The sequence below is a fragment of the Globicatella sanguinis genome, assembly GCF_002847845.2.
GTDB classification, from domain to species: Bacteria; Bacillota; Bacilli; order Lactobacillales; family Aerococcaceae; genus Globicatella; species Globicatella sanguinis.
The window spans coordinates 1,190,959-1,213,449 of record NZ_CP126962.1 but is presented as its reverse complement, the minus strand read 5'-3'; the positions used below and the strand labels follow the sequence as shown (position 1 = coordinate 1,213,449).

Sequence of the window (22,491 nt, the reverse complement as noted above, 5' to 3'; positions counted from 1 at the left end):
TCGCTACCGCGCTTTTAGCTATGGGTGTGATTCTTTGGTTGGTGCAAACTTACGCGATTTCGAAGTTTATCACGATACCTAGAAAACTAGCGAGGCAACATAAAAGAGTTCAACGAAAGGGAAAGTCGGTACAAGCGGAAGTCTTAGCGTCGAGTCATGATGGACTGATAGACGATGAACCTTCCAAAAAAATACTGCTAAGCTTTACGAATTTAGTGGGCAGTCAAGTCAAGACTTATATTCATCTTGTGGATACTAAGGAACATGAAAAAAGGTTTGAGCCTGGAAAAGAAATTACCATAAAATTAAATCAAAATAGTTTTGAACCACCATTTACTGTCGGGAAAGGAGAATATGAGACATCGCCTCGACCTTGGATTTGGCTTTGGCTGATTTTTAATCTTCTTTATATGGTTGGCTTTTTCGTTTTTTCCTATTATTTGCAGAGTGATGGTTTCGGTTGGCGTTTTCTCAATCCATTTTCGCCGTGGTTATGGGCACCCGTTTTGGGTATTTTCATTATAAATTTCTTACTAAAAACATTTGGTAGCCAAGATATTATTACCGAATTTTACCCGCTTCAATCATTTCGTTCTAATAAAGATTTTGGTGAACTTTTATTATATGGTAAAACAACGCAAGGAGAAATTGTTAACTTTTCTCAAACTGGAACTTATATTAATGAACAACCTCAAGTGCGTTTTGATGTTCATTTTTTAAATGACCGGGGAGACTTATTAAGTAAAAAGTTTAAACAAACCATTCCTTTGACAGCTTTACACGAATTGAAGAAAGGTGAAGCGGAGGTTATCTACCTCCCGAGAGATACGGATATCTTTATGGTCAAGCCATCTCAGTCGGAGTGAGCACAGTAGAGTTGGTAAGATCTATTCAAATTGAATTTATGGGAAGCTACGTTCAGTGGCTTCTTTTTTATATTGATGTCAAATCTTTATTATTTGCAAATTGAGCCCTTGAATTTATAGGTTATAGCCTATATAATGTAATTAGATAAGGGAGCTAGCTATGGATAAATTTGAAATTATTTTTTACGAAAAAGTTGATGGAATTCAACCTGTTGTAGACTTTATTCTTAATCAGAATATAAAAATGCGAGCTAAGATATTAAAGTCAATTGAACTCCTTGAGGAAAAAGGGAATTACTTAAGGGCTCCGTATTCTAAACATTTAGATGACGGGATATTTGAATTGAGAATAAAGCAAGCAAGTGACATAACGAGAGTATTGTACTTTTTTGTACTGGATAAAAAGATAGTGATGACCAATGCTTTTGTAAAAAAAACTCAAAAAACGCCTAAGTCAGAAATTGAGTTAGCAAAGAGACGCAGATCGAAGTTTATAGAAAGGGAAGGTTTATAATATGGGGAAAACATTTAGAGAATTATTAAATGAAGAACTAACGAATCCGGAATTTAAAATGGAATGGGATAATTTAGATGCTGAATTTCAAATCATAAGAGCGATGATTGGTGCAAGAAATGAAAAGGATATTACACAAAAAGAGTTATCAGAAATGACCGGTATTGCGCAGGGAGATATTAGTAAAATTGAAAATGGAAATGCCAATCCATCAATCAATACCTTAAAGAGATTAGCAAAAGCATTTGGGAAAAACTTAAAAATTTCTTTTGAGGAACCAACAGAGAACAAAGAAAATTTAGAGTTTTCAATCGCAGAAGAACCTACAGAATATCAATTGAAAGGGAGAGGGCAAGAAGTAGAAAATCAGTCGATTTTAGCTTCGTCTGCCCACCCCCGCACTGTTGGGAGTAGACCAGAAGTAGAAAATTGAATAATTTTCGCTTCGTTGGCCTACCCCCGCACAGTTGAGACCGCTCAATCACTGCGCTTTGAATTATCGATCACTAATCTGAATGAATTGGTCAAGATTATTCTCAGCCTCGTTAAGACACAGTTTGATGCCAGTCAACCACTGCGTTTTTAATTATCAGCAATCACTTGACTGAATTTTTCAAGATTATGTTCAAACTCGTTAAGACGCAGTTTGATGCCAGTCAACCACTGCGCTTTGAATTAAATAGATATGTCTGAACAGAATTTAAAAAGTATTTGCCCAGCCTCTGGCGAACTTATTTCTCAACAGACAGTAGTAAAGAGGTATAAGGCAGAGTATTTTCAAAGAAGGTTTAGGAACTTAGTTGCATTTAGCAGCTTAGTTCCTTTTTTTAGGTATGACGGGCATGTCATACATCTAGGGTGCAAGTCCCTGAGGGCACCTGCTATCGGTGAACCCAATAGTGATTCTCAAGCTTGACCATCGTGAGGTGGCGAGGAGAAGAAGAGATAACGAAATCGTGGGTTTACCTATAAGAAAAAATATGACAGTGCGAATAGTGGATAAAAGAGTATAACAGTGGATGAAATCGAACCGTCCATTCGAGCAAACGGGCAGGATATCAAACGACAGAACATCCATCGCAAATGCAAAACTTACTCAGTGCAAAGAGTCGAAATACCAAAGGAAGACGGCATTAAGTGAAAATGAGACAAGCACGTTTGTATAAAAATCAAGCGTATCTTTGTGATTCCAGGTTAGGCGGCTAATGCATCTAGACTAGACTAATATTATGGTGTACCTAATGATTTTCAAGTTTTTGAACTTTATTTTCGATTATCTGTTTAAGAGAATCCCCTTATAATAAAGATATAAATAAATATTTCAAGGAGGCGCATAATCATGGTACAAAATGAATTGTTGATGAGCTCTGTGTTTATTGCTGGTTTTCTCTCATTTTTTGCACCGTGTACATTTCCGTTAATGCCGGTATACATTGGGTTGTTGACAGATAAAGCAGGAGAATACAATAAAATGACAATCGGAAAGCTAGAGATTAATAAAGGAGCCATTATCAAGACCATGGCATTTGTTCTGGGGCTTTCAACGAGTTTCGTTATTTTAGGCTTTGGGGCAGGTATTATTGGAAAATTATTAATCAATCGATGGTTATTGACGATTGCCGGATTCCTAGTGTTTTTATTGGGCATTCATCAAATGGATTTAATTCAATTTGAAAAAATAAATCAATTCAATGGTATTCAGTTTAATCATAATAAGCCAAAAGCATTGGGGGCCTATTTAATGGGTGTATCATTCAGTTTAGGTTGGACCCCTTGCGTCGGCCCTATCTTAGCAGCCGTCTTAATAACTTCTGCCAGCAGTGGTCAACAATTTTATGGTGCGTTCTTAATGTTGGTTTATTCAATCGGCTTAATGATTCCCTTTTTAATAATGGCCATCGCTTCAAGTGCATTGATGAATCATTTCGAACAACTAAAGAAACATTTAGTCACCATTAAACGTATTGGAGGATTTTTAGTTGCTTTAATGGGAATTGTGCTAATGAGCAATCAATTATCAAATTTAACCGCGTTTTTTAACAACTTATTTAACTAGTAAACAAGGAGGAAGAAATTATGAATAAGAGATTATTATTTGGATTAGTGGCAATGTCAGTCGTATTAAGTGCTTGTGAACCAGGCAATCAGGCAAACAATGAAGGAATGAATGACAGTGAAACGACAAAAATGGAGACGAAAATGGATCAGATAGAATCAACCAACATGATGGATGATGAATCAAACGACATGGATGAAATGGAATCAGAATCAATGGACGATGACATGGGCGAAATGGAATCCGAAGCAATGATGGATGACGCATCAGACGAGATGGGCGAGACCGAATCCGAAGCAATGATGGATAGCACTTCAGACAACATGGGCGAAATGGAATCAATGATGGATAGTGTCACAGACAAAATGGATGGAACGGAATCAGACAAAAAGGATGACAACATGACCAAAAGTGAATCAAAAGACATGATGGATAACGCATCAGACAACATGGACGAAAAAAAATCAGAAGAAATGGATGACAACATGACCAAAACTGAATCAACCAAAAAGGATGATAATATGACTAGCGAAAAAATGAACCAAGGTGAATTAGCACCAGATTTCAACTTGCCAGATATAGACGGTAATATGTATAAATTAAGTGACCAAAAAGGTAAGAAAGTATATATAAAATATTGGGCTTCATGGTGTCCGATTTGTTTAGCTGGCTTATCAGAAATAGATGAATTGTCAAAAACTTCAGGAGATTATGAAATTGTAACGGTCGTTTCACCGGGTCATAATGGTGAAAAGAATAAAGAAGATTTTATCAAATGGTTTAAGAGCTTAAACTATAAAAATATAAAAGTTTTAGTAGATGAATCAGGCAAATTCATTGAAGATTACGGCATTCGCTCAACACCGACCAATGTGATTGTAGGTTCAGATGGTGTTTTAGTAAAAGTGGCTCCAGGACAATTAAATAAAGAGACATTAGATCAAATTTATAAAGAAGTTCAGTAGGAAGGGGTAAAAATGAAAAAAATACTGTTATTAATGGTATTGGCAGCGACTTTATTAGTAACAGCGTATACCGTCAAAGCGAATACAACTAATAATGAGCCGGTAAATAGCGAGATGACCAATAAGGAGATGACTAATAACGAGATGAAAAATGACGATACAAGCAAGAAAATCGATGAAATTATCACCCAACAACAAAAGAAATCAGCGGATGAAAATCCAAATGATGCAGTAGACTATTCAAAAGCAGAATTAAACACAATTTATTTAGCAGGTGGCTGTTTCTGGGGAGTAGAAGCCTATTTAGAAAAAGTATATGGAGTGGCCGATGTAGTAAGTGGTTATGCCAATGGTGATACAGAAAATCCAACTTATGAGGATGTTTCCTATAAAAATTCCGGACATGCAGAAACAGTAAAAGTAGACTATGACCCAACAAGAATCTCATTGGAACAAATTTTAGACTATTATCTATTAGTGGTAGATCCTACCAGTGTGAATAGACAGGGAAATGACCGTGGTGTTCAATACAGATCGGGTGTCTATTACACGGATGAAAGTGAAAGAAAAATTATTGAAGAGCGATTGAACAAAGAACAAGCAAAATATGATGACAAAATCGTGGTAGAAGTTGAAAAATTAGCTAATTTTTATGAAGCGGAAGAATACCATCAAGATTACTTAAAGAAAAATCCTAATGGCTATTGTCATATCGATATTTCAAAAGCCAATGAAGTAATCATTGATCAATCGAAATATCCAAAACCATCAGATGAAGAGCTAAAGAAGAAATTAACAGACGTTCAATATAAGGTCACACAAGAAAATGATACTGAACATGCCTTTTCAAATGAATATTGGGATAATGAGGCTAAAGGTATCTATGTTGATGTCGCAACCGGGGAACCTTTATTTAGTTCAACCGATAAATTCGACTCTGGTTGTGGGTGGCCATCTTTCTCAAAACCGATAGCCAAAGAGGTCGTGACTTATCATACCGATTTAAGTTATAATATGGAAAGAACAGAAGTTAGAAGTCGCTCAGGAAATTCGCACTTAGGTCATGTATTTGAGGACGGACCAAAGGAATTGGGCGGATTAAGATATTGTATCAATAGTGCTTCTATTCGCTTTGTTCCTTTAGAAGATATGGAGCAAGAAGGATATGGCTATTTAACACATTTAATAAAGTAGGTAAATATGTATAAATTATTAATTGCAGATGATGAATCAATCATCAGAAAAGGGATAAAAAAATTAGTTAACTATGACAAGCTCAATATTACGGAAGTTTTAGAAGCTGAAGAAGGACAAGAAGCCATAGACTTGGCTAATACTCATCAACCTGATATTGTTTTGATGGATATCAATATGCCTGAAATGGATGGATTAACCGCTGCAAAAATAATTAAAGAAAATAATCCTAATGTCTATCTGATTATTCTGACCGGATATGATTACTTTGAATATGCACAAACAGCTATCCGGGCAAAAGTTGATGAGTATCTATTAAAGCCTATTTCTAAAAAAGACATTGAATATATTTTGAAAAATGCGATAGATCAAATTGATCATCTAAGAAAAGGACAATCCATAAAAAATATAGAGCAAACTGAAACCATCGAAATTGATGAGGAAAATAAGCAAATTAAGGAATATATTGAAGAAAACTTATTTGATATCGAGCTTTCCTTGAATAAAATGGCCGAAGATATTGGCTATAACAGCAACTATTTAAGTGTGCTAGTTAAAAAAATCTATGGTATTCCTTTTCAAGATTATATCAATAAGAAACGAATGGAAAAGGCGAAAATTCTGCTCCTTTCAACGGATATGAAAAATTATGAAATAGCTAAAACGATAGGAATTGAAGATGTGAATTATTTTTTGACCAAATTTAAGAAATATTACAATATAACGCCAAAGCAGTTTAAGCAAGGATTAACCGATGAAAAATCAACTGAGAAAATTTAGCACGAAAATAAGCGTTTATTTCTTCGTTATTTCCATATTATTGGTAACGATTTTGTCGTATCGCCATTACACTTATTCTGTCACTATCTTAAAGGACAGCAAGTACCAACAAACAGAGCAGCAATTAAAAAATGCTAGTACTTATATTTCCTCTTATTTAGAAAAAATAAAAGGCATTTCAAGTGTACTAGCTATGACACCAGAAATTGAAAATTTAGATCAGTCCAGTAGCGATTCAATTCAAAACATTATTGATTTAATTGAACAAAATGACCAATTAATTAAGAGGATATTTGTCATCTCAAAGAGTGGTAATTTGATTTCATCCTCTGCCATCGATTTTGAACTGTCGGATAATATGAATGATTTGGAATGGTATCAAAACCTCCAAAAATCAAATAACATGGCCATGGTCACAACGGAAAATCACAAAGGATTTTCAATGAATAAAACCGAGCGCGTTATATCCATTAGTCATCAGATCGTCAAAGATAAGGAAGTGCTAGGGTATGTGGTGATTGATCTGTCCTATAAATTGATTGAAGATTATGTATCAGCGATTAATTTTGGTGAAAAAGGGTATACTTTTATTACCACTTCAGAAGAAAAATTATTATTCGACTCCAATCAGATGGATACCAGCTCATTGGTAGAACAAGATAAATATTTACAACTGATTAATAACAGAATGAAATCCTTAGATAAAGGGTTTGTTGGAGCGCATGTTTACATCCCCAATACCGATTGGTTACTAGTAGGTGTGGCTTCAACCGAACAAATTGATGAGCTTCAAAAGAAATTAATTGAAAATACAGTGACTTGGTCTGTGATTATCTTAATCTTAACGGTGGCTTTATCCATCCTTATTTCTCAATGGATTAGTAAGCCAATTACAAATTTAGCTGAAGAAATGAAAAAGGTCGATGAGAGATTTTCAAAGATAGAGATTGAAGACAGCGATTCGATTGAAATTCATACTTTGAAAAAAGAGTATAATTTATTATTAGAACGGATTAAAATGCTGACCAAAAATATCGAAGAAAATGAAAATGCAAAAAGAAACTTTGAGTTGAAAGCTTTGCAGAGCCAAATCAATCCACACTTTATTTATAATACTTTAGACACGATACTTTGGCTCATCGAATTTGGTGAAAATGAAAAAGCAATTGAGGTCACGAAAGCGTTAGGGATGATTTTAAGAAGTACCTTGAGTATTAATCAAGATTTCATCCCTTTAGCCAAAGAAATAGAGCATGTTCAAAATTATATGGACATCCAAAAAGTTCGCTATGACGATAAGTTTGAATACCTATTGGAACTCGAGCAACATACACCTGAAATAATGGTCCCTAAATTAATATTGCAGCCCATTGTAGAAAATGCCATTTATCATGGCATCAAGCCTAAAAAAACAAAATCATTCATCAAAATTACTTCTTATATTGAGAATGAAGACTTGATCATTAAAGTAGCAAATAATGGGGTAGACTTTGAAAGAGACCATCAAAATCGGATCAAAACAAAACTGGGTGGCATCGGAATGAAGAATGTAGAACAAAGAATTAAGATTCTCTGTGGTAACCAATACGGTATCATAATGTATCGACAAGATGATCTCACGGTAGTGGAATATCGATTGAGTTTATAGGGAAGTATTCGAACATTAAGGCATGACTTTTTAATTAGCTGAATGATGTTCTTGAAAGGCTAAGCAACGAAATGTTGTTTGGTCTTTTTGTTTTGTATATAGAGGGTTTATTCGTTTTCTGTTATCCTGGATAAAAAAGATGAATGAAGATTGGGGAAAATTAATATAATGAGTGACAAGACGTTAATGATAAGAACAGTGGTTGAGTAGCATTCATTAACAACTTCAAGGCCTTACTAAACGGGGCGCGGACAGATGATGCGCAACTCACTTAGTTGTCACTCCCAAGGGTGAGGGGTCTTATGTAAAAATACTTAGTGTAAAATAACTGTTGGTCAGCTAAAAGCAAAAAAGATAATCCTCTGCTATACTGTAAGTAGCTAAAACACACAGAAAGGTAGAGGATTATCCATGAGTATTATAACACAAATTATGCAAGAAGTTAGTAAAAAGATGCAATCATTGTATTAAAAAAGGTACTATGCTAAAGTGGAGTAAACTATTGAAATAACAACTTTGTTAAGAGGGAGGAAACTTTATGCAAGAAAATCAAACATTTTACTATGAGACGCAAAAGATGTTACAAGCAGCATATCGGGAACTTTCGGTAGAAGATTATCAATCGACCGTTCATACCATGTTAGAGCGACTATCTGACCGACCCGCTACTGCCTTGGAGTTAGGTTGTGGGGTGGGCTTGGCTGCCATTTCTTTGAGTGATTTGGATGTTGAGGTGACAGCTATTGACTTTGAGCCTACGGTGCACCAAATTGCGCTCGAGAATCAAGCGAAGTATGCAGCGCAGGTCAATTTTTTAAGGGAAGATTTTTATCAATTTGATGCCCAGTCGCAATTCGATTTAGTCTATTATTTAGATGGGTTTGGTATTGGCGCGGATGCGGATCAGTTGAAGTTATTAAAACGGATTAAAGAATGGCTGAAACCAGACGGAAAAGCATATATTGAAGTCTATAATCCGAATCATTGGCGGAAAGCAGATGGTGTCACATTACCTTTAATCGAGGATGTCTCACATCATTATTACTATGATGAGGCTGCGCATGAAATGATTGATATCTGGAAGAGGGAAGGCACGGATGAAAAGTACACTCAACGGTTGAAATGTTACTTACCAGAAGACTTCGAGCGAATGGCTAATGAAGCAGGATTCGAAGTCCTATCGCTATATCCAGAAGGAAGAATGGATTATCAGGCAATGCAGTACCATCCACAAGCGTCATTGTCAGATTGTCTATCATATTGCGCTGTAATCGTCCTCAATAATTAATTTGAACGTTAAAAATAAAAGGCTCCTTGTAATAGGGTGGATAGAGCCTTTTTAGAAAGCCTGATTGCTTTCACACTATATATCCACTCATTTAGAGGAGTCAATAATTGTATGAATATTACTGAGCATGATAACAAGTATCAAATAGAGGAATGCGGAAAGATATTAGCTACAATCAAGACCTATCGCAATCAACATCATTTGAGGAATTGTTATATTCAATTTGATTTGAATGAAAATGAAAAGATTAGCGATGCGTCGATTTTACAGACGATTGCAGACGAAAAGAAGTGCCCTCTACAAGCTATGATAGCTTCTTCCGAAACTAAGAAAGCTCATTTCTTAGAGGCACAAGGATTTAAAAAGGTAAGGAAATGTCATGAATTACAAGTTGAAAAGGATGATTTGATTCCAAGGAAATCTTTTCAACAGATGAAGATGCTCAAAGCCAATCGTGGGGATGCGGACTACTTAGCTTGTTGCGAACTACTTTTTGAATACTATCAAGTAGCTCATGAAGCGATTAACCCTTTAACTTCACCATTGGAAGATTTTATAGCGTTAATACCTGATGAAGTTCTCTATGTAAAGAACAATGATGAAATCCAACACGCTGCATTCGTAGAAGATGAAGAAATTGCTTATGTCAGTTCGATTGATGAAAAGACATTTGTACGGTTTGCATTAACAGTTGTGAATATGCTCTTTGAGGTTTATCCGTCGATTAATTTTGAAGCAGATAATACGGATTGGGCAACGATGGCCTTAAAAAATCTGTTCGATGTTGAGAATACGGAGACTTTTGATACATGGATCTATGAGAGCAGTGGGAATTAAATTTAACTTATTCGAATTAATCAAACAATCAAAAAGCATTACAAAGGATACAAAAATGCGAAAAATTTTATTTATTTTAGTTTTAGTCTGTATTACAGCAGTATCAACATTAAATGTACTGTTCAGTTATCAGATTCAATTCATTATTGATGCGCTGACACATCAAAATCAGACCGCATTTATGAATAATATTTTATGGATGATGTTGATTATGGTCTTATTATTAGTCATTGAATATTTTAGACAATATTTTAATACGCGATATCTTAATCAGGTTGGCTTATCGATTCACAAGACAATTATTACTAAGCTTTATAATCTTAATTTTTTGGATTATAAAAGTAAATCCAGTGGTGAGTACCTCTCCATTTTGAACAATGACATCGATAAAATTAAGACTTTTCATTATGATGCGATTATTTCTTTGTACCAAGGAGTTATCACATTTATTATTGCTTGTATGGCGTTGTTCTCGTTAGATCCATTAACAGCGGGATTAATTATTATTGTATCGATTTTTCCGATTTTGATTCCTTATGTGTTCAAACATCAAACGCGTAAGAACAAAAACCAACTTTCTAAAAATCAATCCATCTATAATACTTATTTGAAGGATTTTGTAACAGGTCTTTTAGATATTAAAAACTTTAGAACATCAAATATTTTTGCGGATAAAGTGAATGAAAAATATGATGAGGTTAATCAAGCTGATCAAAAAGGTGTAAAACTTACGGCGCTGATTAATGTATTGATAGGCTTATTTTTCTATGGGTGTGTGGTCTGCATTTTATTGGTAGGAGGACGACAAGTCTTAAATGGCTCGATTACCGTTGGGGCACTGGCTTCGATTATTGCTTTGTCTAATGAACTTGAAATGCCAGTCAATTTGATTGCGGATAATTTATCAAGCATCCACTCTGTCAAAGACATTAAACAAAAGTACGATGCACAGGGTGAACGTGCAACTGACGATGCTCCAACAACTACTCATATAGAGTCGTTGCAGCAGATTGATATTCAAAATCTCGCATATTCGATTAACCATCAAAAGATTTTTGAAGATTTTAATTATCAATTTGAACGAGGGATGAAGTACCTGATTGTCGGCAGTAGTGGTAAAGGAAAATCTACTTTAGCTTATTTGATTACAAAAAATCTTGATCCGGACCAAGGAACCATTCTATACAATCATATGGATCGTCAGCAAGTCAGTTACCAAGAAGTTCAAGACCATATCGGCTTAATATCACAACATTCGATTATTTTTGCGGATACAGTATTAAATAATTTACACTTATATCGGGATTTACCGGTTGAATTGACTCAACAATTGTTAGAACAATTTGGTTTGGATGAGAGGTTTAATGATTGGGACGAGTTGATTATTGAAGACGGCAATCTTTCTGGCGGTCAGAAGCAACGTATGATAATCATTCGAGCCCTCTTGCAAAATAAGAAATTTATCATTTTGGATGAATCATTATCAGCCTTAGATAAAGAGAATTACCATCGAATCGAAAATTATTTGCTTGATCAAGTTGATATTTGCTTGATTAATATTACACACAGAGATTCGAGCAATCTTAGTAAATATGACCAAGTGCTGGATTTGGATCAGTTGATCTAATGCTAAAATATAGTAAGCCACACTCTTCCTGACGCTTATATGCAAGAAATTACCAGCGTAACTCGAAGAATGATTAAAGCCTTCACGACGGTATATGATGCATCAGGTTATGGCATAATGCAAAATGGTGGAGCAAACTGTGACTTTGGTCATTTTCATTCAAATAACCTTTATCAAATTTTCACTTATGTAAAAAACCGTGAATATCAATTTGGTGAGGTTGTGAAATATTAGTAAAGGGAAAAGAATTGAGTTTAAGAAGTCGATGATGGATTGCGTTTGGTAAATAGGGTGGTACCTATACGCATAGAGAGTAATCTTACTATGTGGATAGGGGGAAATACGAAAATCCATTCCTTGAAATGAACAGAAAAACGCATCTATCTCGAGTCGATTTGTGTCCAATGGTGAAGGATTTTGTAGAAAGAATGAGCTTTTTTAACAAGAAAAATTAATAATATTTGAAAAATTGAGGTGGATATATGAGTATTTGGGAAGAGTTGAAACTCGTTCATTTGGCAAGTAATGCGTCTTTTCATAGAGGAATTTCCTACCATCAAAATAAGGCTGTTTTAAATGGAACTTGTTGTGGCGAGGGTATCTATAAAGGGGAAGTTAAAGGCTCTAATGAAAATGTGTATCATGTTTCAATTGATATTAATCATCCCAGAAAGTCAAAATGTAATTGCCCGTTTGCTAATGGGAGAAGAGTGGTTTGTAAGCATATGGTAGCATTATACTTCTACTATTTTCCTAAACAAGCGGATGCCATTATCGCAGAGATAGAAGAAGAGAAAAAAGCAAAAGAAGATGCATACAATGAATGGGAAAAGGAATATCAAAAAGAGCGACAAAAAGAGCTTAAAGAAATTACAGCTTATGTAAATAGTCTTAGTGTTGAACAGGTCAGAGAAAAATTAATCGAAGCCCTTTTAAATGAATTTGATCGTGATTTCCCGGATTATGAAGATGATTATGATTACGATGACTATTATTATTAATAAATAGTGTAAGTATTTAAAAAGTGCAAATAATGGGCAATACCGTAGATAGAAAGAATAAGCGTTGATAATCAAAGGATTTTAACTTCGTCTGCCTACCTTGGCGCATTTGAGTAGGATTTAAATATATTCGAAGAATGTAACTTAAGGACACGTAATCACCGAACAGTTAATTAATTAGAAGATAAGTTGGGACCAAAACTATTCAGTTTTTTCCCAGCTTTTTTTCGAGCACTTCAATATTTTAATTGTATGATAAAGATCTTATTTTTAGAAAATAATACTTCACCAATCGATAATTCTCATTCTATTAGGATACTAAAATAGTTTGAGAGAAAATTTAAAATGAGAGTTATGTCACAATCATCTACTTCTCTGATAGCGATATGTTAATAAAAAATCATATATACCTCCTTTAGGGAGATGAAGTTTGGGGTTATGTTTAAATACCCCCCCTTATGGTGATATAATTGTTGTGAAATAAAAGTATACCACGGGAGAAAAATAATGATAATCAGAGAACGAGAACTTAACTGGTTAAAAGAATGGAAGAATAAAGATTTAATAAAAGTCATTACAGGTGTTAGAAGGTCTGGAAAGTCTACCATTATGTTTCAATATAAGGATTGGCTAATAGAAAATGGAGTAACTGAAGAACAGATTATTTATTTGAATTTTGAAAATCTAGATACTTTAAAATTTCAAGATAGTGTAGCGCTTCATTTACAAGCTGTCAGCTAGGGAAACCGCGGTATTAATACCTAGGAGGAATTAGCGAAATAGCTTATTTGTAATCCATACATAGTACCAGTCTAAAGCCAGTAAATTAGTACCACAGAAAGTAGGAATTGAAGATGATTAGAGGGTTTAAATTAGAAGATCTTGATCAAGTGATGAAAATTTGGCTTGATAGCAATCTTGAGTCACATCACTTTATAAATCGCGAATATTGGATAGCTAATGCACCAATGGTTAAAGAACAACTGTTAGGTGCTGAAATCTATGTTTATGAATATGAGAATAAAATTGTAGGCTTCGTTGGGTTGCAAGATAATTATCTTACGGGGATTTTTGTAGATAAGAGTATGCGTTCTAAAGGCATTGGCAAGCAATTACTAGATTATGTAAAAGGGCTTCGTCAAGAATTGCTGCTTACGGTATATCATGAAAATGAGAGTGCCGTAAAATTCTATAAACGTGAAGGATTAACGACTATCTCACAGGAGATGGATGAAGTCACCAATAATCTGGAACTTTTAATGCAGTATAAAGCTTAAGATTTTACGGATTAACCGGTATAGAACATAATCAGACTTATGGGCATCTCGAGGTTAGATAAAATAAAAAATTCAAGATAATACCGTAAACAGAGAGCAAACAAACGAAGCAAAATTCAATCGATTTTCTACTGTTTGCCACTGCTTAAGATAATGGAATTGTATCTGGCTAAACAACAAAAGCTATGTCTCTACAAAAAATATTTCAACACAAAAAGAGAGTCTAAGTGGCATGCTCAATAGCGTTGTACTTAAACCCTCTTTCTTGATGAGTCGGATTATGGCTGAATGGATTTATGCTGAGAGTCAGTATAAATATAATCGAATAACAGATTTACAATCGTTTCGTATTCTTCATAGCTAAAAGATTCTTTGAAATGATCGTAATCATTGATACTGCCATTGCCAATACAACAGGTACAGCAACGACCAAGATGAGCCCCATTATGCGGTGGGCGCGTATTGACTAGAAATACCCAATCATGTTCAGTAACATCACCACTCTGACTTCTTCGAAATCTTAAATGTGGCATAATATCAAACTTTTTGATTCCTTTAATAAACTCGTCAAAACTACTCTTCATTTCTGGTAACAAACGAACCACTCCTAGTTATTTATTCAATTAAAAAAGCACAACGAGATTCGTCGTGCCAAATAACTGGGTTCGACTCATCTATCTCTTTCGAGTTGGATTTAGCACCTTGCCAATGGTAGGTTGCTGAAGCGTCATGGGGCCAATTCCCTCTGCTTGCTCTGGATAAGTTGTGATTTTTAATTGTATATTGATATTATCATTTATTAAGCGATATTTCAATGTTTATTTTTTACGTTAGATGAAAGTCGTTTTAAATTGGCTAAATAATAAACTTCAACGCAGTTACTTCGATAGCGACGTAGAACAGACTATTGTTGCGTTTGAACGTCGCTTATTATCAGTTAAAAAATCGGTTAATTTCTACTTTAGCTGTTTCAGGCGAGTCTGATCCATGAATCAGATTATAAGTGACATCCGTTGCATAGTCTCCACGAATCGTACCGGGTGCCGCTTCAAAGACATTCGTTGGTCCCATCATGGCTCTCATGCCTTGAATTACTTCTTCCCCTTCTACCACTATGCCAAAGACAGGGCCTGATAACATAAACTGTTCGAGCCTAGGATAAAAAGGTTTGTCGATCAGATGAGCATAATGTTCGGCAATAATCGATGCGTCAAGGGTCATTAATTTGGCTTGTACCATACGGTATCCTTTCTTTTCAATCCGCGAAATCACTTCTCCCATCAAGCCGCGCTTCAAGCAGTCTGGTTTTAACATGATGTATGTTTGTTGACTCATGATTTAATCACTCTCCTAAACCTTATTTTCATTATTATACCAAGAAAGTGATGATAATGCCTTTGATATGGTGCTAGCATATTCATTTATGATGCCAGGTTATGTCACGTGTGTGCCTTTATCAAAATTTAGAACAGCTGTGTACTGAGATATGATTATGGCAACACGATTTCTAACGCCATGACGATGGATTGCGTGCAATAAGACGTCAGCAATTGCTTGATACCAAAATCGTTAGTAGGTGCTGGTTAACTCCCCATAGTATTTTAGTTTTGAGTTTCGAAAAAATAGTTTTAATAAAACAACGGGAAATATTGTGAATTAGAAAACCAATAATACATTAAATAGTATTCGATTTTTGAGGACGTTTTTTAGTTATTATTCAGGTTGCTTGTGAAACGAATTTAAAATTACAAGTAAAATGGATCATTTTATTCTGGTTATTTTCATTCACAAGCCCGTGTCTCATTTTGAGACACATTTTGCTTAATTATTAAGAATATATAAAGTTTAGCGAAGTATTTTTCTAAAATTTATGAAAATGAAAATAACATTCAAAAAAGGCTGTTTTTGTGTCTCAAAATGAGACATACTGAAAATTTATGAAAACAAAAAATGCATCATTTTGTCATTTTTATTAGTTTTGTTGTGTTTGGAATGCTTACATTGTTCAATTAGCTTTCTGATGAAAATATTTTACATCGTTTTGAAAAATGAAACTTTGTGAAAAAGCCATCCTTTGGATGGTTAGATAACGAAAGGAAATTAGACAAAACTTCAACAGTGACGTTGGTAATATCTGATTAATTGATAATCGAAATAGTTGACTGGCGTCAGACGGAGTCGAAAGATTAGTTGATACCAACCAAATTGTGTACAGCATCAAAAGCATAACTCATTTTATTTGCTACTTCATCTCAATCCCACTTGTTAAGTATTAAATATATTTTTTTGAAATTTCAATCATCAGAAATGTCTTGTACTAACAAACTAAAAAAATTCATATATAAGTCTTTTTAGATGCAAATTTTTTTGATGAGTGTTATGATGAATATGTTGCCAGTTTAGAATGGTTATAATAAATGAGAGGAGACTTTTTTATGAAGTACGTAGTAGTTGGAACATCGCATTTTGGATTTGAAGCGGTACAGACTATCTTGAAGCAAGAACCGAGTGCAGAGATTCATTTATATGAAGCAGGTGACCACGCGTCCTTTATGTCTTGTGGTGCTCAATCTTATCTTCAAGGTATTGCTCAAACTTTAGACGAATTGCATTTTGCTACCAACCAATCTTATACTGATCAAGGAATCCATATGCATTACTCAACAGCAGTAGTGGGGATTAATCCTGAGGCTAAAACAATTCAAATTAAGGATAGTGAAGGTGAGAAGGAAGAAAGCTATGATAAGCTCTTACTGAGTCCGGGAGGATTTGCACCTGTTCCAAAATTTGAAGGGTATGATTTAGAAAATGTTCATACTTTCCGTGGGCGTGAGGATGCTGGAACAGTTAAAAAACGAATGAAATCTAGTAAAAAAGCGGTCGTAATCGGTGCGGGTTATATTGGTGTCGAAGTGGCGACAGCCTACACAGAAGCCGGAATTGAAGCTATTTTATTAGATGGTCTAGAGCATATCTTACCTACTTACGTGGATCCAGAATTAGCAACAGTATTAGAAAATCATGCCAAAGAAAAAGGCTTGACTTTCAAAGGTCAAGAAAAAGTTGAGAAATTAATCGGTGAAGATGGCAAAGTAACAGGCGTTGTAACGGATAAAGGAGAATATGAGGCTGATACCGTTGTTATTGCAGTAGGAGTTAAACCAGATACCGAATGGTTAAAAGGAATTGTCGATATCGATGATCGTGGATTTGTAGAAATCGATGAATTCATGCGTACTTCTGTAACAGACATTTATGCGGGTGGGGATGCAACTAAAGTTATGTATGCACCGACCGGCAAGAAAACCAATATCGCTTTAGCAACGAATGCTCGTCGTCAAGGAATAGTGGCGGCTTTACATGCTTTAGGAAAAGAATCATTAGTGAAGATGATGCCGGTATCAGGAACTTCTGCTTTACATGTTTTCGATTATACGGTTGTCACAACAGGTTTAGGGCATGTGAGTGCGGATAGTTATGATGGTAAGATTGCTTCAGCTTATTGTGAAGAAAAAGTTTATCCAGACTTTATGCGTCGACCAGGTACGGTTCATATGAAGATTTACTTTGATGAAGACACGCATGTGATTTTAGGCGCACAATTTGTTTCTATTCATGACGTGGCGGATTCCATCAATGCGTTATCGATTGCGATTAATGCGAAATGGACGTTAGAACAATTAGCAATGGTAGACTTCTTCTATCAACCAAATTATGACCGTCCATGGCATTATGTTCAAGTGCTTGCTCATCAAGCATTAGGAAATCAATTTGGTGGAGCGGACAAGATTTTATTCTAATTCAAACGAATTAATTTCTATACTCTATTGTGGAAATGAGGCTGGGCAAAAACTTTTTAAATTCTGTTCAGCCATATCTATTTAATTCAAAGCGCAGTGGTTGAGTGGTCTCAAATGGCGTCTAAACGACTTGTTTGAGACCTATTCAACTGTGCGGGGGTGGGCAGACGAAGCGAAAATTATTTAATTTTCTACTTCTTGCCCACTCCCATTTGAATTGGATGATATTCTTTATAAGAATTAAAATAGTAAAAAGTCTTTAAGTATTATAAGCTTAGAGACTTTTTTTATTGCATCAGATTAATTAAAAATAGTATCAATTCGTATATTGGAAGATGCTTGGCTTACTCCATTCTTTCTGACTTCAATATGGAATCAGGAGCGTAAATTGCAACTTAGAATGTAAGGAAAGATTCAATTAAAACATCACATTCATTTTTTATGGGAAAGCCCAGAGCATTTTTATGGAAGAACTAAGTAGAAAAAATGCGTTCGATATCTTATACTGTTAGTAGATAAATGCTATTTTTTTCGAATAACAATTTGATTAGGGAGTTGAAAAAATGTTTCAAGTTAAAGTTCAATTAAAAGAGATAAAGTCGCCTCCGATTTGGCGTAATTTAATATTACCGAATCGTATCACTTTTTTTGAGTTGCATCATATTATTCAAATTGCATTTGGCCTATATGATATGCATTTGTTTAATTTCACTAAAAAGTCGTATCCTTTTGAAATAAACCTTGAGTATATGCGTGATGAGTATTTTAATTCTTATAATGAGGGAATCAACTACGTGGATGCAGACAAAACACTTGTACTTCCTTATTTGTTAGAACTAAACACTCTCGATTATACCTATGATTTCGGCGATAATTGGGAGTTTAAAATCACCTTGATGAAAGTAAAGGTCATAACATCAGAGGAGGTCCCTAGTGTGGTCAGCTTTCGCGGCGAAAACATATCGGAAGATTGTGGCGGCCCTGGTGGTTTAGAGGAAATTAGGGAACTGGCAAAAAACCCTGATTCTAAAGAGTATCAAGAGTGGGTTGAATGGAATCCAAGAATTTTAGAAGACTATGATCTACCTCAAGTGAATGAGCGATTAGCTAAGTTTTATCGGCTAAATAATGGGGATGTTATTTTGCCTTATCATATTTATGGTTCAGAAGTGGAAATCAATTGGTAATTTATTCTCGACCCGTTAAATTAAAATCCTATGGTTTTACATTTGAGTTTGTAAAGTTCATAGGGTTTTGTTATTTTAAAGATAAGTTTGATGCTATACTGAAGATAGATAACTTTTAGGAGGATGACGCGTGTTAGTTTTAGTGATGGAAATTTCGATAAAGTTACCTTATGCTAACTCTTTAAAAGACAAACGCAATATTCGCCAGTCGTTAGTTTCACAGTTAAAAAAGGGATTTTCAGTTAGTGTGCGAGAGACGGCCCATCAAGAAGATTATCAACAGCTACATTTATCGCAAGCGTTGGTTTGTTTGTCGGAACTAGAATGCGAGCAATATGCTCAACGGATTGAAGATTTCTTATATGATTTTACTTTGAATAAGTCCTGCGAATTACAGAAAGTTATTTGGGATATTTTGGTTGTTGATTAATATCAATGTTCGATGAGGGAGTGCAGTCACATGAAAAACGCTAAGAAAATGAAATTATCATTTAATTCGCCAGTCATATTGTCTTTTGCTTTTGCTAGTTTTATGATTCTGTTGTTTGATAAGGTGTTAGGAGGCGTTTTGACGCGGACGCTATTTAGCGTTTACCATTCATCGTTATGGGATCCCTTAACTTATTTGCGATTTTTTGGACATGTCTTGGGTCATGCAAATTGGGATCATCTGATTGGTAATATGATGATGTTTTTAGTGATTGGACCCTTGCTAGAAGATAAGTATGGTTCGCTGAATATTTTAGTGGTCATCTTGTCGACAGCCTTCATAACGGGTGTGATTCATTTTTTACTATTTCCACGAGTGGCGTTACTTGGAGCTAGTGGAGTAGTTTTTGCTTTCATATTATTCGCATCGATGACCAGTTTAAAAGAAGGGGAAATTCCGATTACGTTTATATTGGTGGCGTTGCTTTATATCGGCAAAGAAGTCCATCAAGGCCTCTTTACTTCCGATAATATCTCAAATTTAACGCATATGATCGGTGGCTTAGTAGGGGCTTATTTAGGCTATCAATTAAATTTGTACCAAGCTAAGCATCGATAAATGACTTTGTAATTTGCACTTTTTAAGCATGATAACCAAGGATACTATTTATAATTAGAGGAGGTCATTTTCTTGGCACACCGATACATCCGTGAAGACAGCGATTTTTATTCTGACGGCACGCGTTGCAGTGGCTGGTTGTATTTACCGGCAACACGCTATCCGGCACCAGTCATTGTCATGGCGCATGGTTTAGGTGCTTTACGTGATATGCGATTGGATGCGTATGCCCAACGTTTTGCTCAAGCGGGCCTGGCTTGCTTTTTGTTCGATTACCGTAATTTTGGGGCGAGTGAGGGTCAGAGGCGTCAATTAATTAATGTTCAGCATCAATTGGCTGATTGGCGACATGCGATTGAGTGGGTAAAAAAAGAATCAAGAGTAGATACTACTCGGTTATTTTTATTTGGCACTTCATTTAGTGGCGGTCATGTGATTCAATTAGCCGCTGAGCGTCAGGATATTACCGCTACAATTGCTCAATGTCCTTATACCGATACTTGGGCGACGACGCGTGCAGTCCCTCTTTTCTCATTACTTAAAATGATGCCCTATTTAGTGGCGGATATCATATCAATGATAAGAGGCTATCGTCCGGTTATGTTAAAACTGGCAGGTAATAAAGCTGAAGTAGCATTGATGACAGTGGCAGATTATGATGATAGCGCCAGTAGAATGATTGGTGAAGCTCATTTCATTAATCAAGTCCCAGCCCGTACTTTATTAGAGTTTCTAAAATACTCGCCAGGAAAGTTAGCCCGAGACGTTACAACACCCATTTATTTTGCCCTATGTAAAAAAGATACCATTGCCCCAGCTTCAGCTACTATAAAATGGGCCCAACAAGCACCTCATGCCACAATTAAAGAATATGATTGCGCGCATTTTGAGATTTATTTAGAACCGATGTTTGAGGCGGTTATTCAAGATTATATCGAATTTTATCATTCTATTTGTCACCGGAAAAAGTAAAGGAGTATTTAATGAAAATAAGTTTAATTCAGCTAGAAGCTTGCCCAACCCCAACCACTAATCCCTATCAAGCAGTTGAAGCACTTTTCGAGCAATTGGCACACTCTAAACAAGGTATCGGTGATGTGGTGTTATTACCAGAATTGTGGAATATGCCTCTTGCAACTTCTCAACCAGAAAAATATGCCGATTTCAACGGCGAAAAAACGAAAGCTTTATTATCACAATTAGCTACAAAATATCGAGTGAATATTGTGGGCGGCTCCATTATTGAACAAAGAGGGGATCACTACTATAATACTGCTCACGTCTACAATCGTGAGGGTGTACTCATTACTAGCTATGATAAGGTGCATCTTTATCATCCCCAAGACGAGTCAGAAGCAATGACCGCGGGTAATGAGTTGTGTGTCTTTGAATTAGAGGGCATAAAATGTGGCTTAATTATTTGTTATGATTTGGATTTTGTTGAATGGGTACGAAAATTGGCTCTTGATGGGATCCAATTATTATTTATTCCAGCAGCGTGGCCAAAAGCATTTATCCATCATCTAGAAGTGTTATTAAAAGCTCGCGCACTAGAAAACCAAATTTTCACGATTTGTGCGAATCAATTTAGCCCTGAGTTATCAGATGGCCCAGGTGTGACCGGTGGTCATAGTCAAATTGTTGATCCATTAACCAATGTTCAATTTATTGTAAAAGATGAGGAGTCTTTTGGTACTTTTGAAATTCGACCGCAAATGATTGAAGAAGTAAAAGCAAGTTTTGATTTTTACCGTGACCGTCGTCCAGAATTATATTAAGTGCAAATCGATACAGAGAGCATTTTATTTTATTGTGAAGTCCGAGTTTCGTAATGCGGGTCTATACAGGGAGTAGAATGCTTTTTATTTCAAATTTATGCCCACTCCCATGAATAAAGTTTTATTCTTGGTTGGCAAAGTGTTGTGGAAATTGAGCAACTGGTTTTAACTATAAAAAATGGAGCGATGACGATTAACGTTTCCGCTCCAATTCCTTAATTAAACCATATGACGACCGGAAGAGATGTTAAGCTTACCGGTTTTATTTATTTTCAGCAGAATAGTCTTAAACTTCAATGTCTAATAAGGAAACATACATTTGTCCGCCGTGCATATCAATTTCATCCCGACTACCTTCAATTGGTCTCCGTGGCATACTGACTTTAGCTACTTGTATATGCTCAAGACAATAAATCTCTACTTCTTCTGGTTTGACTCCATACATTGTGGCAATATAATCACGATTATTTTCAAATGCAGAAGTTATTTTTTTAGTATCTTCGACATTATGACAAAAGACATCGATGGTTAACCAGAAAGGACCAGCATTTTTACTGCGAACATATTTAGCAATCGATTCTACTGTATTTAATTTGACTGACATCTTGATTCCTCCTTTTATCCG

General features: G+C 35.4%; 23 protein-coding genes and 1 riboswitch. Of the genes, 20 read left to right on the top strand and 3 right to left on the bottom strand.

Translation table 11 applies throughout. The annotated features are described in order from the left end of the window. The first annotated feature begins 38 nt into the window (after positions 1-38). From CYJ72_RS05260 to CYJ72_RS05195, 14 genes are all read left to right on the top strand, one after another. Positions 39-866 carry a hypothetical protein gene (locus CYJ72_RS05260; RefSeq protein ID WP_284630831.1) on the top strand — a complete coding sequence of 276 codons (828 nt, stop codon included), beginning with the start codon at positions 39-41 and terminating at the stop codon, positions 864-866. Positions 867-1,026: 160 nt separating this feature from the next. After that, positions 1,027-1,380, top strand: a complete 354-nt coding sequence (locus tag CYJ72_RS05255; RefSeq protein WP_066126906.1) for a type II toxin-antitoxin system RelE/ParE family toxin — start codon at positions 1,027-1,029, stop codon at positions 1,378-1,380. A gap of 1 nt (position 1,381) precedes the next feature. Next, a complete protein-coding gene (locus CYJ72_RS05250) occupies positions 1,382-1,813 on the top strand; it encodes a helix-turn-helix domain-containing protein (RefSeq protein WP_101813741.1) in 432 nt (143 codons plus the stop codon). A 906-nt stretch (positions 1,814-2,719) separates the two neighbouring features. Continuing rightward, positions 2,720-3,436: a cytochrome c biogenesis CcdA family protein gene (locus CYJ72_RS05245; RefSeq protein WP_066125372.1), complete on the top strand. Its 717-nt coding sequence runs from the start codon at positions 2,720-2,722 to the stop codon at positions 3,434-3,436. Between the two features lie 20 nt (positions 3,437-3,456). Further along, positions 3,457-4,401 carry a redoxin family protein gene (locus CYJ72_RS05240; protein ID WP_284630830.1) on the top strand — a complete coding sequence of 315 codons (945 nt, stop codon included), beginning with the start codon at positions 3,457-3,459 and terminating at the stop codon, positions 4,399-4,401. Between the two features lie 144 nt (positions 4,402-4,545). Then, positions 4,546-5,595, top strand: a complete 1,050-nt coding sequence (gene msrAB / locus CYJ72_RS05235; RefSeq protein ID WP_431606505.1) for a bifunctional peptide-methionine (S)-S-oxide reductase MsrA/peptide-methionine (R)-S-oxide reductase MsrB — start codon at positions 4,546-4,548, stop codon at positions 5,593-5,595. A gap of 6 nt (positions 5,596-5,601) precedes the next feature. After that, entirely contained in the window at positions 5,602-6,375 is a 774-nt protein-coding gene (locus CYJ72_RS05230; protein ID WP_284630829.1) for a response regulator transcription factor, read from the top strand. Beyond that, complete coding sequence (locus CYJ72_RS05225) at positions 6,350-8,023, top strand: sensor histidine kinase (RefSeq protein WP_284630828.1); 1,674 nt, start codon at positions 6,350-6,352, stop codon at positions 8,021-8,023. Before CYJ72_RS05230 ends, CYJ72_RS05225 begins: the two co-directional genes overlap by 26 nt. A gap of 538 nt (positions 8,024-8,561) precedes the next feature. Beyond that, on the top strand, positions 8,562-9,311 hold the full coding sequence (locus CYJ72_RS05220) for a class I SAM-dependent methyltransferase (protein WP_284630827.1): 750 nt from the start codon (positions 8,562-8,564) through the stop codon (positions 9,309-9,311). A 111-nt stretch (positions 9,312-9,422) separates the two neighbouring features. Next, positions 9,423-10,148 (top strand): hypothetical protein, encoded by a 726-nt coding sequence (locus tag CYJ72_RS05215; RefSeq protein WP_284630826.1) that lies wholly within the window; start codon positions 9,423-9,425, stop codon positions 10,146-10,148. Between the two features lie 55 nt (positions 10,149-10,203). Further along, positions 10,204-11,775: an ABC transporter transmembrane domain-containing protein gene (locus CYJ72_RS05210; RefSeq protein ID WP_169792679.1), complete on the top strand. Its 1,572-nt coding sequence runs from the start codon at positions 10,204-10,206 to the stop codon at positions 11,773-11,775. Positions 11,776-12,257: 482 nt separating this feature from the next. Then, positions 12,258-12,776 carry an SWIM zinc finger family protein gene (locus CYJ72_RS05205; protein ID WP_066125690.1) on the top strand — a complete coding sequence of 173 codons (519 nt, stop codon included), beginning with the start codon at positions 12,258-12,260 and terminating at the stop codon, positions 12,774-12,776. A gap of 507 nt (positions 12,777-13,283) precedes the next feature. Next, positions 13,284-13,517 carry an AAA family ATPase gene (locus tag CYJ72_RS05200; protein WP_219525942.1) on the top strand — a complete coding sequence of 78 codons (234 nt, stop codon included), beginning with the start codon at positions 13,284-13,286 and terminating at the stop codon, positions 13,515-13,517. 113 nt (positions 13,518-13,630) lie between these two features. Then, entirely contained in the window at positions 13,631-14,053 is a 423-nt protein-coding gene (locus CYJ72_RS05195) for a GNAT family N-acetyltransferase (protein ID WP_066125695.1), read from the top strand. Between the two features lie 278 nt (positions 14,054-14,331). Here CYJ72_RS05195 and CYJ72_RS05190 read toward each other — a convergent pair whose 3' ends face one another. Both CYJ72_RS05190 and ndk read right to left on the bottom strand, forming a co-directional pair. Then, positions 14,332-14,649, bottom strand: a complete 318-nt coding sequence (locus CYJ72_RS05190) for a hypothetical protein (RefSeq protein ID WP_066125697.1) — start codon at positions 14,647-14,649, stop codon at positions 14,332-14,334. Between the two features lie 71 nt (positions 14,650-14,720). Then, positions 14,721-14,818: riboswitch (SAM riboswitch) on the bottom strand. Between the two features lie 168 nt (positions 14,819-14,986). Continuing rightward, entirely contained in the window at positions 14,987-15,388 is a 402-nt protein-coding gene (gene ndk / locus CYJ72_RS05185; protein WP_284630825.1) for a nucleoside-diphosphate kinase, read from the bottom strand. 1,100 nt (positions 15,389-16,488) lie between these two features. Between ndk and CYJ72_RS05180 the strand changes: the two genes are divergently transcribed. The 6 genes from CYJ72_RS05180 to CYJ72_RS05155 all read left to right on the top strand — a co-directional run bounded on the left by CYJ72_RS05180 (position 16,489) and on the right by CYJ72_RS05155 (position 21,866). Beyond that, entirely contained in the window at positions 16,489-17,853 is a 1,365-nt protein-coding gene (locus tag CYJ72_RS05180) for an FAD-dependent oxidoreductase (RefSeq protein WP_284630824.1), read from the top strand. A 563-nt stretch (positions 17,854-18,416) separates the two neighbouring features. After that, positions 18,417-19,040, top strand: coding sequence for a plasmid pRiA4b ORF-3 family protein (locus tag CYJ72_RS05175; protein WP_066126364.1), 624 nt, complete (start codon positions 18,417-18,419; stop codon positions 19,038-19,040). 130 nt (positions 19,041-19,170) lie between these two features. Next, on the top strand, positions 19,171-19,470 hold the full coding sequence (locus CYJ72_RS05170) for a DUF503 family protein (protein WP_101813304.1): 300 nt from the start codon (positions 19,171-19,173) through the stop codon (positions 19,468-19,470). Positions 19,471-19,500: 30 nt separating this feature from the next. Next, positions 19,501-20,088 (top strand): rhomboid family intramembrane serine protease, encoded by a 588-nt coding sequence (locus tag CYJ72_RS05165; protein WP_101813303.1) that lies wholly within the window; start codon positions 19,501-19,503, stop codon positions 20,086-20,088. 72 nt (positions 20,089-20,160) lie between these two features. Continuing rightward, positions 20,161-21,060 carry an alpha/beta hydrolase gene (locus CYJ72_RS05160; protein WP_284630823.1) on the top strand — a complete coding sequence of 300 codons (900 nt, stop codon included), beginning with the start codon at positions 20,161-20,163 and terminating at the stop codon, positions 21,058-21,060. An 11-nt stretch (positions 21,061-21,071) separates the two neighbouring features. Continuing rightward, entirely contained in the window at positions 21,072-21,866 is a 795-nt protein-coding gene (locus tag CYJ72_RS05155) for a nitrilase-related carbon-nitrogen hydrolase (protein ID WP_284630822.1), read from the top strand. A 286-nt stretch (positions 21,867-22,152) separates the two neighbouring features. On the opposite strand, the gene CYJ72_RS05150 is transcribed toward CYJ72_RS05155, so the two are convergent. Further along, positions 22,153-22,470, bottom strand: coding sequence for a DUF4387 family protein (locus CYJ72_RS05150; RefSeq protein ID WP_066126372.1), 318 nt, complete (start codon positions 22,468-22,470; stop codon positions 22,153-22,155). Between the last annotated feature and the right edge of the window lie 21 nt (positions 22,471-22,491).